At 51.6% G+C, this 15,612-nt stretch carries 12 protein-coding genes; 4 read left to right on the forward strand and 8 right to left on the reverse strand.

Going from position 1 to position 15,612, the window contains the following annotated elements; translation table 11 throughout:
• Positions 1 to 24: 24 nt before the first annotated feature.
• Positions 25 to 450 (reverse strand): hypothetical protein, encoded by a 426-nt coding sequence (locus ACO064_RS13985; protein WP_421827906.1) that lies wholly within the window; start codon positions 448 to 450, stop codon positions 25 to 27.
• A gap of 227 nt (positions 451 to 677) precedes the next feature.
• On the opposite strand from ACO064_RS13985, the gene ACO064_RS13990 reads away from it, so the two are divergent.
• The gene (locus ACO064_RS13990; RefSeq protein ID WP_421827907.1) at positions 678 to 1,967 is read left to right on the forward strand and encodes a Gfo/Idh/MocA family protein; all 1,290 of its coding nucleotides are present in this window, start codon (positions 678 to 680) and stop codon (positions 1,965 to 1,967) included.
• A gap of 5 nt (positions 1,968 to 1,972) precedes the next feature.
• Positions 1,973 to 2,911, forward strand: coding sequence for a sugar phosphate isomerase/epimerase family protein (locus ACO064_RS13995; protein ID WP_421827908.1), 939 nt, complete (start codon positions 1,973 to 1,975; stop codon positions 2,909 to 2,911).
• Between the two features lie 27 nt (positions 2,912 to 2,938).
• Here ACO064_RS13995 and ACO064_RS14000 read toward each other — a convergent pair whose 3' ends face one another.
• Positions 2,939 to 3,982 carry an NAD(P)-dependent alcohol dehydrogenase gene (locus ACO064_RS14000; RefSeq protein WP_421827909.1) on the reverse strand — a complete coding sequence of 348 codons (1,044 nt, stop codon included), beginning with the start codon at positions 3,980 to 3,982 and terminating at the stop codon, positions 2,939 to 2,941.
• Positions 3,983 to 4,576: 594 nt separating this feature from the next.
• Here ACO064_RS14000 and ACO064_RS14005 point away from each other — a divergent pair.
• Positions 4,577 to 4,993, forward strand: a complete 417-nt coding sequence (locus tag ACO064_RS14005; protein WP_421827910.1) for a helix-turn-helix domain-containing protein — start codon at positions 4,577 to 4,579, stop codon at positions 4,991 to 4,993.
• Positions 4,994 to 5,119: 126 nt separating this feature from the next.
• Here ACO064_RS14005 and ACO064_RS14010 read toward each other — a convergent pair whose 3' ends face one another.
• The 6 genes from ACO064_RS14010 to ACO064_RS14035 form a co-directional block, all read right to left on the reverse strand.
• Positions 5,120 to 6,727 (reverse strand): M28 family metallopeptidase, encoded by a 1,608-nt coding sequence (locus ACO064_RS14010; RefSeq protein WP_421827911.1) that lies wholly within the window; start codon positions 6,725 to 6,727, stop codon positions 5,120 to 5,122.
• Between the two features lie 12 nt (positions 6,728 to 6,739).
• Complete coding sequence (locus ACO064_RS14015) at positions 6,740 to 9,460, reverse strand: TonB-dependent receptor domain-containing protein (protein WP_421827912.1); 2,721 nt, start codon at positions 9,458 to 9,460, stop codon at positions 6,740 to 6,742.
• Positions 9,461 to 9,702: 242 nt separating this feature from the next.
• Complete coding sequence (locus ACO064_RS14020; protein WP_421827913.1) at positions 9,703 to 10,695, reverse strand: aspartate-semialdehyde dehydrogenase; 993 nt, start codon at positions 10,693 to 10,695, stop codon at positions 9,703 to 9,705.
• 112 nt (positions 10,696 to 10,807) lie between these two features.
• Positions 10,808 to 11,452 (reverse strand): hypothetical protein, encoded by a 645-nt coding sequence (locus ACO064_RS14025; RefSeq protein ID WP_421827914.1) that lies wholly within the window; start codon positions 11,450 to 11,452, stop codon positions 10,808 to 10,810.
• Between the two features lie 359 nt (positions 11,453 to 11,811).
• Positions 11,812 to 13,446 (reverse strand): sodium/sugar symporter, encoded by a 1,635-nt coding sequence (locus ACO064_RS14030; protein WP_421827915.1) that lies wholly within the window; start codon positions 13,444 to 13,446, stop codon positions 11,812 to 11,814.
• Positions 13,447 to 13,570: 124 nt separating this feature from the next.
• A complete protein-coding gene (locus tag ACO064_RS14035; RefSeq protein ID WP_421827916.1) occupies positions 13,571 to 15,034 on the reverse strand; it encodes a TonB-dependent receptor in 1,464 nt (487 codons plus the stop codon).
• 88 nt (positions 15,035 to 15,122) lie between these two features.
• Here ACO064_RS14035 and ACO064_RS14040 point away from each other — a divergent pair, with 88 nt between their 5' ends.
• Entirely contained in the window at positions 15,123 to 15,512 is a 390-nt protein-coding gene (locus tag ACO064_RS14040; RefSeq protein ID WP_421827917.1) for a gamma-glutamylcyclotransferase family protein, read from the forward strand.
• The last annotated feature ends 100 nt before the right edge of the window (positions 15,513 to 15,612 follow it).

A 15,612-nucleotide genomic window follows, 5' to 3' on the forward strand; every position in this document is an offset into this window, starting at 1 on the left:
AGTGAATTTTGCATCAATCTCCCTTCACTTCTTCTCCCCAAACTCCTCCACCCACACCCGAATCTTCCGATCCGGCATTTCGGCGATTTCCATCAGGAACGTGAGTTGGCCCGCTTTGCCTTCGATGGTCAGCGTCACGTGGCGTTCTTCGCCGGACGGTTCTTTAAATAACGCTTTCATCACGGTTTTCCCTTCCTTGTACGGAACGCTCCAGGTGCAGGTCGTCGACTGAATGATGCCGTTCATTTTCTGATCGGCATTGCCCGGTATGATCAGCACGTCGGTTTTCCCGATGTCAATGGTGCATTGCTCATCCACCGTCCGCTGAACCACGCCGGCGGCATCCAGGTATTCTGTTTTTGAGGTGGTTAACTTAACCTCTTTGTCGCACTGGCCAAAGCTGAGGACGGTTGTGAAAAGCAGGGAAAAGGAGAGGAAGATCGTTTTCATCAGATTTGTTGGTTTAGCGTGAAGGTTCAAAGGTAGAAACCTTTTTAACTATCGTGCAAAACCCAGTACCTTTTATTGCATTCTATTGGATGAGAGGTAAACGGGTGGGATAAATGGCCTTTCGAAAGGCGAAAACCGGCCGAATTTTGACTTTCCCGGTTGGACTGGCTATCTTTCAGGGAAAATCTTCACCGATTTTTCTACCCAAAATCCTAAACCACTTTCGTATGAGTACTTCCCGTCGAGACGTCTTAAAAATGACTGGTATGGCGTTGGCCAGCAGCGTTTTACCCGCCGTCACTATTTTACACCCCCAACGTTCATTTGCCGGTATCAACAGCGACACCCTCAAAGTCGGCCTGGTCGGCTGTGGGGGCCGGGGTTCCGGCGCAGCCGCCCAGGCGCTGAAAGCCGATCCCAATGTGGTGCTGCACGCCGTTGGCGATATTTTCAAGGATAAACTGGATGACTCTCTGAATAACCTGCGGAAAGTCCACGGCGACAAGGTCAAAGTTGACGAAGAACACAAATTCGTGGGGTTCGATGCCTATAAAAAAGTGCTGGAGTCGGGGGTCGATGTGGTCATTCTGGCAACACCCCCGCATTTCCGTCCCGAACACCTGATGGCCACCGTTCAGGCCGGAAAACACGTTTTTTGCGAAAAACCGATGGCCGTCGATGCCCCCGGCGTCCGCAAGGTGCTGGAAGCGGCTAAAATCGCGAAGGAAAAGAAAATCTCGCTTCTCTCGGGTTTCTGCTGGCGGTTTCATGAACCCAAACGGGCCACGTTCGAGAAAATTCAGGACGGTGCCATTGGCGATGTTATCACCGTCTACAACACCTACAACACCGGAACCGTCTGGTCGCACCCCCGAAAACCGGGCTGGACCGACGCTGAATACGTACTCCGGAACTGGTATTATTACACCTGGCTGTCGGGCGACCACCTGGTCGAGCAGGCGATTCACAGCGTCGATATGATGTCGTGGGCTTTTGGTGACAAAATGCCGCTTTCGGCAGCCGGAACCGGTGGACGACAGGTTCGGACCGAGCCGATCTACGGTAATATTTACGACCACTTTGCCATCACCTACGAATACGAAGACGGAGCCAAAGGATTCCACTTCAGCCGTCAGCAGGTCAACTGTGAGGGAAGTTATATGTGTGAAGCCCTGGGTACGAAAGGCCGCGCCGTGGCCAACGTGTCCCGGAACGTGCACGAAATTACCGGGCGGAAAAAATGGAAATATTCGGGAGTCGCCAACGACATGTACCAGACGGAACACGACGAGCTGTTTGCTGCCATCCGGAAGGGCGAACCGATCAACCAGGGCGAATACATGGCCAATAGCACGCTGCTGGGCATCATGGGACGCATGGCGGCCTATACCGGGCGTCGGATCACCTGGGATGAAGCGATGAATTCAACCGAAAAATTAGGCCCGGACACCTATAGTTTTGACATGAAGCCCCCGGTTGTGGAAGTCGCCCGACCCGGTATTACCTCCTTCTCCTGAAAACCATGCAACGCAGAGAATTTCTGAAAAACGGCTCACTGGCCGCTGTAGGCGGTTTTGCCGCTATTGAATCCGCACCCCATGTCATTGCCTCAGTTACCGCTCCGTTCGTCAATCCGGTTTCCAACCCGGTTCTTAAAACGCCGATGGTGAAGAAAAGCCTGAAATGGGGCATGGTGAAAGAGGAGTTGTCGGTACTCGATAAATTCAAATTGCTGAAAGATCTGGGTTTCGATGGCGTGGAGCTGGACACCCCCAACAACCTCGACATGAAGGAGGTGCTGGACGCCCGCGACAAAACCGGTCTGGAACTGCCCGGCACGGTCAATTCGGCCCACTGGAAATCACCCCTGTCGGACCCCGACCCGAAAGTCCGGGAAGTATGCGTGAAGGCGATGGAAAAATCGCTGCAAGACACGAAGCAATACGGCGGCACGACGGTTTTACTGGTTCCGGGCGTGGTGAAAGCCGATGTGAGCTACGAAGATGCCTACGAACGTTGCCGCAAGGAAATTAAAAAACTGCTGCCGATGGCCGAAAAAACCGGCGTCAAGATTGCCTTCGAAAACGTCTGGAACGGTTTTCTGATCAGCCCGCTGGAAGCCGCCCGGTTTGTCGATGAGTTCAAACACCCGCTCGTGGGCTGGTATTTCGACGTGGGCAACATCCTCCGCTACGGCTGGCCGACCCACTGGATCGAAACCCTCGGCAAGCGGATTCTGAAACTGGACGTCAAAGAGTACAGTCTGAAAAAACAGCAGGACGAGGGTCTCTGGAAAGGGTTCGACGTTGAATTCCTGGAAGGCGATTGCAACTGGTCGGCGGTGAACAAAGCACTCGTAAAGATTGGCTATTCCGGTTGGGCATCGGCCGAAGTAAACGGGGGCGACCGCACGCGGCTGCTGACCATTCGCGAGAAAATGGACGCAATCTTTGCGGCCTGACGATCATCCGCCGAAAAACCGCCCGTTTTACAACGTATTCATATCGATCACAAACCGGTAGCGCACGTCGCCTTTCAGCATCCGGTCGTATGCGCTTTGGATGTCTTTGATCGGAATCAGCTCAATATCCGAAACGATGTTGTGCTCAGCGCAAAAATCCAGCATCTCCTGCGTTTCGGGTATCCCGCCGATACCCGAACCAGCGATGCTTTTCCGACCACCGATGAGGCTAAATCCCATGATTTCGGCCGGTGTCGGGGGCGCGCCCACGCAAATGTGTATGCCGTTGGTTCTGAGCAGAGAGAGATACAGGTTGTAGTCGTGCGGTGCCGAAACCGTGTCGATGATGAAGTCGAAATAACCTTTCACCTCCTTCACCCGGGCCGGATCGCTGGTCAGAACAAACTTGTGAGCACCCAACCGTTTGGCATCTTCTTCTTTCGAAGGGGAGGTACTCAGCATGGTTACTTCAGCACCAAAAGCCACGGCAAATTTAACGGCCATGTGTCCCAGACCGCCCAGCCCCAACACGGCGACCTTGTGCCCTTTGCCCACTTTCCAGTGCCGCAGGGGCGAGTAGGTGGTAATGCCAGCGCACAGTAACGGCGCGACGGCAGCTAAATCCAGCTTTTCGGAGACATGCAGCGCAAAATCTTCATGGACAACAATCAGGTTCGAATAACCGCCGTACGTTGGCGTTACGCCGTCCTGCTCCCGGCCATTGTAGGTTTGCGAATTTCCCACCAGACAGTATTGCTCCAGACCTTCCCGGCAATTTTCGCACTCACGGCACGAATCGACCATGCAGCCAACCCCGGCCAGATCGCCGACCTTGAATTTGGTGACCTCCGCGCCGACCTTCGTCACACGCCCCACGATTTCGTGGCCCGGCACCATCGGAAAAATCGACCCACCCCATTCGTCCCGAATCTGGTGTAAATCGGAGTGACAAACCCCACAGTAGAGAATGTCGAACTGAACGTCGTGGGGTTTTACCTCGCGCCGTTCAAACTGAAACGGAGCCAGCGGTGTTTGTGCATTCTGAGCTGCATAACCTTTTACTGCAATCATAAATAGGAATGAATAAAATAGGGTGTAAAAGTCGGTTCTTTTGCTGCGTACGACGGGTCTGCGAATAGAGACCGGTCGACTCTATTTAACCCGGTTTTCCAGAATTAGTTTAAACATCAACCCGGTTTTGCGGCCGAACCGGTTGCACCAATTCCTGTTGTAATTTTTTTAGAAGTGATTATGTGGTTTCCTACTACTTCGCAAAATAGAATCTACTTATGATCCATTTTACCGGGATTTAAGTAACCAAATCGTATACGATAAAGCACTAAAAAACAGAACATTGTACTTTTATTACCAGAACCGAATCGCTTTTTTTAAACAGAAAAGCAACAATATTAAATTTTTATAAAAAATACCTTTACTTATTACATTCATTCTAAATAAAATTAAATAGGTTGTTTTTTAAGTTGATATAATCTTTCCAATAAACGTGAACGGTCACTTTTAACGCACTGTTTATCAGCTTATTTTTACATTCATTATTTTAATGAAACGTGAACAGAAAGAAGACTGGGAGCAAAATCCGACCATCTCACTTGTAATTATCGGGTACGCAACCGCAGTCGTCTCATCAATCAAAATGTTGAGAAAATGAAAAACATCAAAGCACTTACCTCGGATGAAATGAAGCAGCTTCGCCATTTGATTGCCACCACTGACAATGTGATCCTCCGGCGACGCTGTCAGTGCATTCTCTACAGCTTTCAGGGAATGCAGGTCAATGAGCTTGTAGATATGTTCCAGGTCGACCGCCGAAGTATTTACAACTGGATGAACCGGTGGAACCAGGGCGGACTCGAAGCGCTGATTGATAAACCGGGCCGTGGTCTAAAACCCAAATTGAATGTAGCCCGCCAGGATCACGTGGAAGAAGTGAAACAGGCTTTTCAGATGTATCAAGGCAATTATTACCGGGTTTTGGAATACGTCAATACCCGGATATCCAAACCCGTCAGCCACGATACCCTGCGTCGCTTTGTAAAAAAACTGATGGTTTCTGGCGTCTAACAATATTATTTTTCACTCCTTTCACTCTGTCCTATCGAAAAAACGCTGTACTGTTTAGCTCAATCTCACAAAACAAAAACGGTCTCGGTTTACCCGAAATTGGGGTAAACCGAGACCGTTCTCTCTTTACTTCTTATCTCGTGCAGCTTTAAACTCCGATCCACTTTTCCAGCCGGGAAAAGCGGATTCGTTGCTCAGACGGTAGCCCACGTTGAACAGCAACTGCATGTCTTCGATGATACCAGACAAATCCCACGAAGGTGAATATTCGTCCGACGGCGCGTGGTAGCGGTTCAGATTGTGGTCTTCCAGTTGGGCTTTTCCCCAGGCTTCCCCATTTTTAATGGAATTCACACCGGTTTTGAGATACAGTGCCGGAACGCCCACTTTGGCAAAATTGAAGTGATCGGAGCGGAAATAACTTCCCGCCGACGGATTAAAATCACCCCGGATAAAGCGCCCCTGCTTGGCGGCAGCAGCCTCCGCGTAGTCTTCCAGATCCGACTGTCCCTTGCCGACAATCACCACATCTTTGGTCCGGCCCACCGGAATAAACGCATCCATGTTGATATTGGCAACGGTTTTATCCAGAGGGAAAACCGGGTGCGTCGCGTAGTATTCCGACCCCAGCAACCCCTGCTCCTCCGCCGTGACGGCCAGAAACAGGATGGAGCGCGACGGTTTCTTTTTCAATTTGGCAAACGTCTCCGCCAGTTCGAGCAGAGCCGCTGTGCCGGACGCATTGTCGGATGCTCCGTTGTAAATCGAGTCGCCTTTGATGGCTTCGCTTTTGCCCAGATGATCCCAATGCGAGGTATAGATAATGTATTCGTTCCGCCGGTCGGTGCCGGGCAGCAAGGCCAGGACATTCCGGGAGGTCGATTTCGTAATCTGGTTGTTGATTACCAGCGAAGTCGTCAGACCCAGCTTGACGGGCTTAAAACCCCGAACACCCGCTTCCCGGAACAGTTCCGGCGAAACGCCCGCGAGCTTGAACAGGCTTTTGGCCGCATCCAGCGTAAGCCAGCCTTCCACCGTCGCCCGCGATCGGTTGTTGTCGGCTGCCTGTAAGTACAATTTTGACTTCGAGAAACTGCTGCGGACCACCGACCAGCCGTAACTGGCGGCTTTGGATTCGTGAACGATCAAAACACCTGCCGCACCCTGCCGGGCCGCTTCCTCGTATTTATACGTCCAGCGACCGTAGTAGGTCATGATGTTTCCCTTAAACAGCGTGCTGTCGATCAGTCCCGGATCGTTTACCATCACCACGGCGGTTTTGCCTTTGACGTCCAGACCCGCGTAGTCGTTCCAGTTGTATTCGGGCGCCACGATGCCGTAGCCCACAAACACCAGCTCCGAATCGGCTATTCGCACCTGATTTTCCACATGGGGCGTTGTCGCGACAAAATCGGTCAGGTTCGCGAGCGAAACCGTGCCGTTTTTGCCTTTCAACACCAGCGGCCCCGCCGGGGTCGAGGCAATGTTCACCATCGGCACATCCTGAAAATAGCTCTTGCCATTGCCGGGTTGCAAACCGGCTTTCTGAAACGCGGTTTTCAGGTATTCGACGGTTTTCTTTTCACCGGTCGTAAACGGTTTTCGCCCTTCGAAGGCATCCGAAGCCAGCACCTGAATGTGTTTAACAAACGCTTTGCCGTCAATGACCACGCTGTCGGCAGTGGCGAAAGCATAATTTCCGGCCAGCAGAAAGAAGAGAAAGAGTCGTATCATGCCTAAAGATAACTAAAACTCATTCTCCGTCGGCGAATCATCCCGGTCACGTTCCTGATCGCGGTCTTTTTCCCGAACCACCTGCCTGCTCAACCGGTAGCTGAAGCCAATGAAACCGATGCGGCTTTCGCGTTTGCTACGCGTAGACGACACAAAGTTGGAGCCAAAACTCTCGTTCTGAAACTGCAGCGTATTGAAGATATCACTGACGCGCAGGCTCACCGTTCCGCGCCCTTTCAGAATGTTCTGTTTCACCCCCAGATCGACGTTGAAAAAGCCTTTGATGGTTCCCTGCGCCACGATGAACGGCGACCGGTAATTCATCGCCACCTGAATATCGGTTCCTTTTTTCGGATTCATGTTGGAGGTGACCCGGGCCGTCCAGCTTCGGTTCGTGCGGGTCAGAATACCCGGAATATCGGCACTGGCCTGGATGTTTCGCTGGAAAAAAGAGAAATTACCGTTCATTTTCCACCAGCGTGTAAGCTCTTGCGTCAACACGATTTCCAGCCCATAATTCTGCGAACGGTTCAGGTTCAGCGAGGTTTGCTCGGTAATACCATCGGGTCGCAGCGTCCGGTAATTCGTAATTTCGTTGTTCGTCTGACGGAAAAACAGCGACGATGTCAGCGTTGTGCTTTTGCCATACAACAAATGGCTTATTTCAAACGAATTGATCAACTCCGGGTTCAGATCCGGATTCCCGTACCGGATGTTCAGCGGATCGGACAAGTCGATGAAGGGGTTCAGCGACCAGGTTGAAGGGCGGTTGATCCGGCGGCTGTAGTTGACCTGCATCTTCTGCGATTCGCTGGCATTGTAGTTCAGGAAAACACTGGGAAACAGGTAGATGTAATCCCGCTGGCTTTTCACATTGGTCGTCCGCTGATCCGTTGTAATGTTGGTATATTCGCTGCGTAAACCCACCTGGTAGCTGAACTTCCTGATCTCGTTCCCAAAATTCACATAAGCCGCACTGGTTCGTTCATCATAAATAAAATTGTTGCTGATGGCAGGATTCACCGTCCAGATGCCGTCCAGCAGGTTCTCAAACGTATAGTCGGAAGCCAGCCGCCGGTAGGTATGTTTCAACCCGGTTTCGAGCTTCTTCTTGTCTTTGAGTGGTTCCACAAAATCCAGTTGCAACACCGCCACCCGGTTTTCCCGGCCATTGTCGGCGCGCTGACGCCCAATCAAAAAATTGGGCGTCAGCAAATTTTCGGGCAATGTCGTCGTATTGCTGAAGTTCTGGTATTCCGTGCTTTTGTTGCTCGACGTGGTGGCGTCGAAAGTCAGTTCGCGGCCCTGTTTGTCGAAGGTCCGGCGATACCCGAAAACGTAATCCAGCCCCCTTTCGGGTTCGGTTTCTTCGGTGATCCGCAACGTCTGCCCCAACGAATTGCGACTGGCGTCCAGGGTGTTAAAGTTCTCTTCTTCTGTATCTCGGCTGTATTCGGGCCGGTAGAGAACGGACGCCGTAATGTTGTCGCGGGGCGACAGCGCGTAATCAAAACCGACGCGAAGGTTATTGTTCACGCTCCGGCGGATGGCATCGTTGCGTTGCGCCAGATAACTGATCGAGTCTCCGAATATATTCTGCCGTTCCGAAATTCGGTATTGAAACCGACGGTTTGCCCGAAAGTTATAGCTGCTGAACAGGTTGAGTTTCTTAAACCGGGTGTTTAGATTGATCGACGCGTTGTATTTATCCCGCGTACCGACGTTCAGTTGCACATTCCCATTGAAACCCGCAGCCCGTTCTTTTTTCAGGATAATGTTGATAATCCCGGCGGCACCGTCGGCATCGTAACGCGACGACGGATTGGTAATCATCTCGATGCGTTCGATGTTGCTGGCCGGAATCTGTTCCAGAATCGCCTGCCGATCCAGACCGGTCAGACCCGACGGTTTTCCATCGACCAGCACAATTACATTGCTGCTACCGCGCAAACTCAGCGTCCCGTCGACATCGACCGTTACCGAAGGCACGTTCTGCAAAATATCGATGGCCGAACCGCCCTGCGCGATGGGCAACTGATCGACGTTCACAATTTTGCGGTCGAGCGAGTATTCATACGCCTGCTTTTGTCCCTGAACCACCACTTCCTGAAGCTGTTTAGCGGTTTCGGTCATCAGGACATTCCCCAGATCGACAATCGGTTTGTCCATACTGATCACAATGCGCGGCACCCGTTTGGCCGCAAAACCCAGGCTTTGGATGAGCAGGTAATAGGCGTCGGGAGCCAGATTGGTCATCTGGAAAAAGCCTTTTTCGTCGGTCAGCGCGCCCGTCACCGAACTCGAGTCCCGCGAGCGGAACAGGCCGATGCTGGCAAATTCGACGGGTTGATTTTTCCCGGCTTGCGGAGTGAGGAGTTTCCCACTAATTTTTCCGGAGCCGACAACGGATTCCGGTGTGCCCGCATTGGCCCGACGGCCCGCTGTGGTTCCTGTACCAGCCGGTTGGGTGGTCGATGTTGGCGAGTTGGTTGCCGGAAGGGCGGGTTGCACGACCGGTTGCGCCGGTGCGGAACGAACCGTATCCGGGCGGTCGGCCGAATTATACAGGGTCGTGTCCGGGCGGGTCGGGGGAGCGGGTTGCGTCGTATCTGCTTTCAGTCCAATGGCTTGTACCATCGAATTGGAAACCGGTGCGGGTTGTTGCGCCAGAGCGGTTCCTACTCCCAGCCAAACGGCACAAATCACTAAAAAAACAACCGAATCGATCTTCATAAAACGTTTAGATAAATTGTATCTATTTAAGAAAGCAGGCCTGTCTGTCCGGATTTTCTGCGCCAGCCATTCTTTACCGGACGGGGCCGGTTTGAACGGTTTTTAGCAGATAAACCAGGGAGGAATTCCCGGAATTCATACAGAATGAACCGAATTAGACGTACGGGCTTGAGTAGATGGGGCTATAAAGAAAAAAGCCTGTCAGCCTAAGGCCGACAGGCTTGTATGTATATAACGGGATGTTAGACTAAATTGTTTTCCGCTAAATATTCCGCAATCTGAACGGCGTTGGTAGCCGCGCCTTTCCGCAGGTTATCGGCCACAATCCAGAGATTGAGGGTATTGGGCTGGCTTTCGTCGCGACGAATTCGGCCTACAAACACCTCATCTTTTCCGTGGGCTGTCAACGGCATCGGATACAGGTAGTTTTTCGGATCATCCTGAACGATAACGCCTTCCGATTCTTCCAGAATTTTAACGACATCGCTTACTTCGTAGTCATTTTCAAACTCGATGTTCACGGCTTCAGAGTGCCCGCCGATGGTCGGAATCCGCACGGTTGTGGCCGTCACCTGAATGGTGTCGTCACCCATGATTTTCTTCGTTTCGTTCACCATCTTCATTTCCTCCTTCGTGTAGCCGTTGTCCAGAAAAACGTCGATGTGCGGCAACACGTTGAGGTCGATGGGGTGCGGGTAGACTTTCGGATTGGAATAGTCGCCCGAACGCTCGGAAAACAACTGATCGACGGCGGCTTTCCCGGTTCCGGTTACGGATTGGTAGGTCGAAACCACGACGCGTTTCACGCCATATTTTTTATGCAGCGGGTCCAGCACCACCACCATCTGGATGGTCGAACAGTTGGGGTTGGCGATGATTTTGTCTTCCGGTGTCAGCGTATGGGCGTTGATTTCGGGCACAACCAATTTTTTGGTCGGGTCCATCCGCCAGGCCGAGGAGTTATCAACAACCGTAATACCGGCTTCGGCGAACAACGGAGCCAGTTTGAGCGATGTGCCGCCCCCGGCCGAAAAAATCGCAATAGCCGGTTTTGCCGCGATGGCATCCTCAAAGCTCACGATCGTAACCTGTTTACCCTTGAACGTAATCTGTTTACCCACCGAGCGTTCTGACGCGACAGGAATCAGTTCCGTTACCGGGAAGTTACGTTCTTCGAGCACTTTCAGGATTTCGCCACCGACGAGGCCGGTTGCACCTACTACTGCAATTTTCATTTCCGTACCAATCAATTAAGTGAAACAAGTCTTAAAAATTGGGTGCAAAAATACGGATAAATGCTGAGAGAACCGGGAAAGATTCAAAAAAATCCGGATAAATCGCTCAGTGTCAAAACCGCGCGACCAAACCTATCCCGCTATTGGTGTAGTCAACGTGTGGTTCGAGTTGCAACGAAACGTCTTTAGTCTGCAGCGATTTGTTGTAATACTGAATGGAACGCCGGAAATGAAAACCGGGCATGCGGATTAACGAGCCCACCAGAAACAGACTAAGACCAGTCGTCATGGTAACGAGTCCACCTTTTCTGACTTCTTTTTTCGTTTCTGTATTCGCGTATGGATTACCCAGGTAGACCAGCCCATTCCCATACCAGGCACCATTGTAATACGTCAACCCTTTTGGAATACCGTTCTGACTTTGTACCTCTTTGGGATTGGCAGTAACAATTATTCCTACCAGCGACGCAACTCCGCCGACGAGCATCAGGCTGGTGCCCAATTCACGCCCGCTCTTGAACTGCCGATATTCACGAATGGCATTCGGATCGTTGGAAGCCAGGATGTACTGGCCTAAATCCGTCGCCCGGCGGACCTCAATGCCGTCATACAAATAGTGCGATGAAGCTTGGGTTCGGTAACCGTATTGGGTATAAATCGGTGTTGAGTTGGTAACGGTTTCAATCGGTTTCAAGGGGTCAGACTGCCCCCACACTCCCACGGGCCATGCCAGCAATAAAACGTACAGTGTTTTCATCGTCGAGATTTTTTAAGAAATCTACGAAAAAAACGCTGTTTATATGATTAAAGTTTGATTATATTTTTAACAGAATGGTTTTGATTATTTCGTGACTTTTATGGAAAGTGCAGGCATTCCCGTAGGGATTTAACAGCGCAGCGTCGGTAGCAATACGTTCGGTTAGGTCACGCTCCAAGTGCCGTCAGGTACGCAATGACTCGACCTGTAGCAACGCTTCGGTCGCGTACCTCACGGCACGCAGGGGAAGGTGATTCATTTATCGCTACCGACGCTGCGCTGTGGAGCCCCTCACGGGGCAACAACGGCTCGGTAATGAATAATCCGGAAGCCATTATTTGACCCGGTAAAACGTATCATCACCAGAAGTTGGCGTACAAAACCGCCAGAATCCCCAGAATCAGTGCCGAACCGGCAATGAACGACGGCGTGACCTTGAACATTGTCTGGTCGATTTCCAGCCCTTTTTCGTTGTGGTGACTGGCCGGGTCAGTCAGCGTCACTATGACCATGAGAGCAACGTCCAGACAGAAAACCCACATCGTGCGGTGCAGGAACGGAATGTCAGCCGCCTGCACGCCAAACACACCCATCACTTCGGCCCAGAATTTGAGCAGAACCGACAGCGGAATACTCAGAATGGCCGCCGTTAAAGCCGCCCGCGTGGTGGTACGTTTCCAGAAAAAACCCAGCAGAAAAATCGCGAACACGCCCGGCGAAACAAAGTTGGTGTACTCCTGAATGTACTGATACACCTGATCGAACGACCGCAGCATGGGCGCAATGATGATGGCGATGATGAACGCAACCACCACCGCATACCGTCCCACCCGCACCAGCTTCTGCTCCGACGCGTCTTTGTCGAAGAACTTTTTGTAAATATCAAGCGTGAAAATGGTCGAAATGCTGTTGCATTTTCCCGCCAGCGAGGCCACCACGGCAGCCGTCAGAGCGGCAAACGCCAGCCCTTTCATGCCAACCGGCAGCAAATTCATCAAAACCGGGTAGGCGTTATCGGGCCGAACCGCGCCGTTGCTGGTCATTTCGGTCTGAAACGTACCATTTTTGAACAGCACATAAGCCGCAATGCCCGGAATGACGACAATCAGCGGAATCATCAGTTTCAGGAAAGCGGCAAAGAGGATACCGCTCCGGGCGGTTTTCAGATCAGCCCCTAACGCCCGTTGCACAATGTACTGATTACAACCCCAGTACGACAGATTATTCACCCACATGCCGCCCGTTACCAGCGCCATTCCGGGCAACACGCTGTAGTGCGGATGGCCTTCCGGAAAATACATGTGGAAGTGCGAATCGGCTTCGGTGCGGAGCGACAGCAACCCGTTCCAGACGCCGGAAATACCCAGTTTGTCGGACACCAGTTGCAAGGCCAGATACGTCACCACCAAACCGCCCGTAATCAGCACCACCACCTGGATGACATCCGTATAACCGATGACTTTCATGCCGCCCAACGTGATAAAAATGGCGAAAAGAGCCAGCCCGATGGTGCAGGTCGTAAACGAAATCCCGGCCAGCGACTCGATGGCGATGGCACCCAGATACAGAATCGACGTCAGGTTGACCAGTACATAAACGATCAGCCAGAAAATGGCCAGAATCGTACTGACGGTGTCGTTGTACCGCTGCGCCAGAAACTGCGGCATCGTATAAATGCGGTTTTTCAGGTAAATCGGGATGAAAAATACGGCCACGATGATCAGCACGGCAGCCGCAATCCACTCATACGACGAAATGGCCAGACCCATGGCAAACCCCGACCCGGCCATGCCGATGAAGTGTTCGGCGGAGATGTTCGACGCAATCAGCGAGGCTCCGATGGCCCACCACGTCAGTGATCCTTCGGCCAGAAAAAAGTCTTTGGTATTGGTTTCAGCGGATTTCCGACGGCGGTAGATCCAATACCCATAGCCGGACACAATGACAAAATACAGCAGGAACACCGCGTAATCGGCGGGTTGGAGGTGGTTCATTCCAGGGTAGTTTTAGGCTTAAAGAACGGCAAAATAGAACTATTTCCATTCCCGTTCAACTTCCCACCTCTGCGTATGCAGTAAAATTACGCGGATCAATCCCTGACAGGGTCTGCGACCGCTGTCAGGGATTCGGAGTTGCCGTCTGAACTTGTTGAGTAACAGGTTGAAGGTCCACCTCACACGGATAACCGAACAGGCAGTTGTCTTTGATGATCTTGGCAACGCCTTCGGGTACCATCGTTTCCCAGCCATCTTCCCCGGCTTTGACCATCTGCAACACGCGGTCGGTCGAAATGTGCAGGTTTTCTTCGTTGTAATCGGTAATGTCTTCGATTTTGTCGTTGGCAATGAGATACTGATACAGCGGTTGCAGGTTGGGCGGTAACTGAAAATCCTGGCACCGGTAAATTACGCCGTCGGAGAGCAGCGTTGGATAGACAAAAAGCTTCACTTTCCGGCTGAACAGCGTGGCGAATGACTCCAGAATGCCGCCCGGCAGATTTTTGTAATGCTGCTCTTCAAAAATATATTCCAGGTTGGGAATGCCCAGAATCAGGCCCACTTTCAGACGCGTCAGGCGCGACAGGTACGAAACCAGCCGGTAATATTCCAGGAAACTCGAAATCATCACCGTTTGCCCGAGCGAGCACAGAATATCGACGCGATCGAGAAAATCCTTCTCGTCAATTCCGTGATCGACGTTGGCGGCCAGGTTGTGAAGCGTTAACTCCGCGATGGTCACCACCCGGTTGGGGTCAATTTCGGGTTCTTCGAGAAACTGCTTCAAACCGTTGCTGAGCATGTCGACGTGAACATTGGTGACGGGCCGCAACCGCCCGCGCAACAACACGATATGGCGTTTATAGAGTGCTTCCGAGGGTTGCAACACCCGCCCGTCGGGACCGAACAAAGCCGCATTGGTAAAACCGTTCCGAACCAGATACAGGCTCATCAGCCGGTTATCGACGTTGGGAAAATCCGGCCCGTCGAAACGGATCATGTCAATTTCAATGCGCTCCGGCGACAGATCGTCCATGAGCGACAGCAGCAACGTTTCCGGGGATTTATGGTAGTAGTAACAGCCGTAGATCAGATTGACACCAATCACACCCAGTGCCTGCTGCTGCAACACATTCTCGTTGTCGAGCATCCGGACGTGGATGATCACATCGTTATAAGGCCCTTTGGGTTCGAGTTGAAACCGCAACCCAATCCAGCCGTGTGATTCGTTGGTTTTCTGGTAATTGAGGGCAACGACGGTATTGGCAAATGCAAAAAACGTGGTGGTTTCCCCACGTTGATCGGCCAGCCGTTTTTCCATCAGGCTGTACTCTTTGCTGAGCATTTTGATCAGCCGCGATTCGACCACGTAGCGCCCGCTTTCTTCCGGGCCATAAATCGCATCACTGAAGGTCATGTCATAGGCCGACATGGTTTTGGCAATGGTTCCCGACGCCCCCCCGGCTTTAAAAAACATGGCTGCGGTTTCCTGCCCGGCTCCAATTTCGGCAAAAGAGCCGTAAATCCGCCGGTCGAGGTTGATTCGCAGCCCTTTTTGTTTGGTTCCAATGGTTTTATCGTACATAGGTTGGCGAGTAGACGAGTTCACATGCGACGGGCAAGTTAACTTTTGGTTTAAATTTACAAATATCCTGGTGAATACCGCCTATCGCATGTCTACTTCTACAACGTCTTTCATCCATCTTTTTGTTTACGGAACCCTGCTGAGTGCGTCAAAACACCCAATGGCGCAGGATTTACGTCAAAAAGCCCGGCTTCTCGGACCGGGTTTTTTCGCCGGTCGGTTATACGATCTTGGCATGTACCCCGGAGCAGTTTACGACCCGATTGTCCAAACGAACGTATATGGAGAAGTCTATTCGTTCACAGAATTGGTGTGGAAACGGGAGCAGGAAACGCTCGACGACTACGAAGGAGAGGAGTATGTCCGGACGATCGTGCCGGTTAAAACCGATAACGGTTTGGTCGATTGCTGGACGTATCTTTTCAAACCGCCAACGGATTATTTACCGCTGATTGCATCGGGGCGGTATTTTGGGTAAACAGGGAATGTAAAAAGTGAACTATAAATGTAAAATGATGAATGCTAAATGTAAAAGTGTTTGAAGATCACGTCTTCACTTTTACATTTAACATTCATCA

The organism is Larkinella sp. (assembly GCF_965227735.1).
In the GTDB taxonomy this organism is placed as follows: domain Bacteria; phylum Bacteroidota; class Bacteroidia; order Cytophagales; family Spirosomataceae; genus Larkinella.

Excerpts from the sequence above, each read along its gene's own strand:
- ACO064_RS14015 (WP_421827912.1), bottom strand. The coding sequence starts at position 9,460 with ATGAAGATCGATTCGGTTGTTTTTTTAGTGATTTGTGCCGTTTGGCTG.
- ACO064_RS14030 (WP_421827915.1), bottom strand. The coding sequence starts at position 13,446 with ATGAACCACCTCCAACCCGCCGATTACGCGGTGTTCCTGCTGTATTTT.
- ACO064_RS14025 (WP_421827914.1), bottom strand. The coding sequence starts at position 11,452 with ATGAAAACACTGTACGTTTTATTGCTGGCATGGCCCGTGGGAGTGTGG.
- ACO064_RS14035 (WP_421827916.1), bottom strand. The coding sequence starts at position 15,034 with ATGTACGATAAAACCATTGGAACCAAACAAAAAGGGCTGCGAATCAAC.
- ACO064_RS14000 (WP_421827909.1), bottom strand. The coding sequence starts at position 3,982 with ATGATTGCAGTAAAAGGTTATGCAGCTCAGAATGCACAAACACCGCTG.
- ACO064_RS13995 (WP_421827908.1), top strand. The coding sequence starts at position 1,973 with ATGCAACGCAGAGAATTTCTGAAAAACGGCTCACTGGCCGCTGTAGGC.
- ACO064_RS14005 (WP_421827910.1), top strand. The coding sequence starts at position 4,577 with ATGAAAAACATCAAAGCACTTACCTCGGATGAAATGAAGCAGCTTCGC.
- ACO064_RS13985 (WP_421827906.1), bottom strand. The coding sequence starts at position 450 with ATGAAAACGATCTTCCTCTCCTTTTCCCTGCTTTTCACAACCGTCCTC.
- ACO064_RS13990 (WP_421827907.1), top strand. The coding sequence starts at position 678 with ATGAGTACTTCCCGTCGAGACGTCTTAAAAATGACTGGTATGGCGTTG.
- ACO064_RS14020 (WP_421827913.1), bottom strand. The coding sequence starts at position 10,695 with ATGAAAATTGCAGTAGTAGGTGCAACCGGCCTCGTCGGTGGCGAAATC.
- ACO064_RS14010 (WP_421827911.1), bottom strand. The coding sequence starts at position 6,727 with ATGATACGACTCTTTCTCTTCTTTCTGCTGGCCGGAAATTATGCTTTC.
- ACO064_RS14040 (WP_421827917.1), top strand. The coding sequence starts at position 15,123 with ATGTCTACTTCTACAACGTCTTTCATCCATCTTTTTGTTTACGGAACC.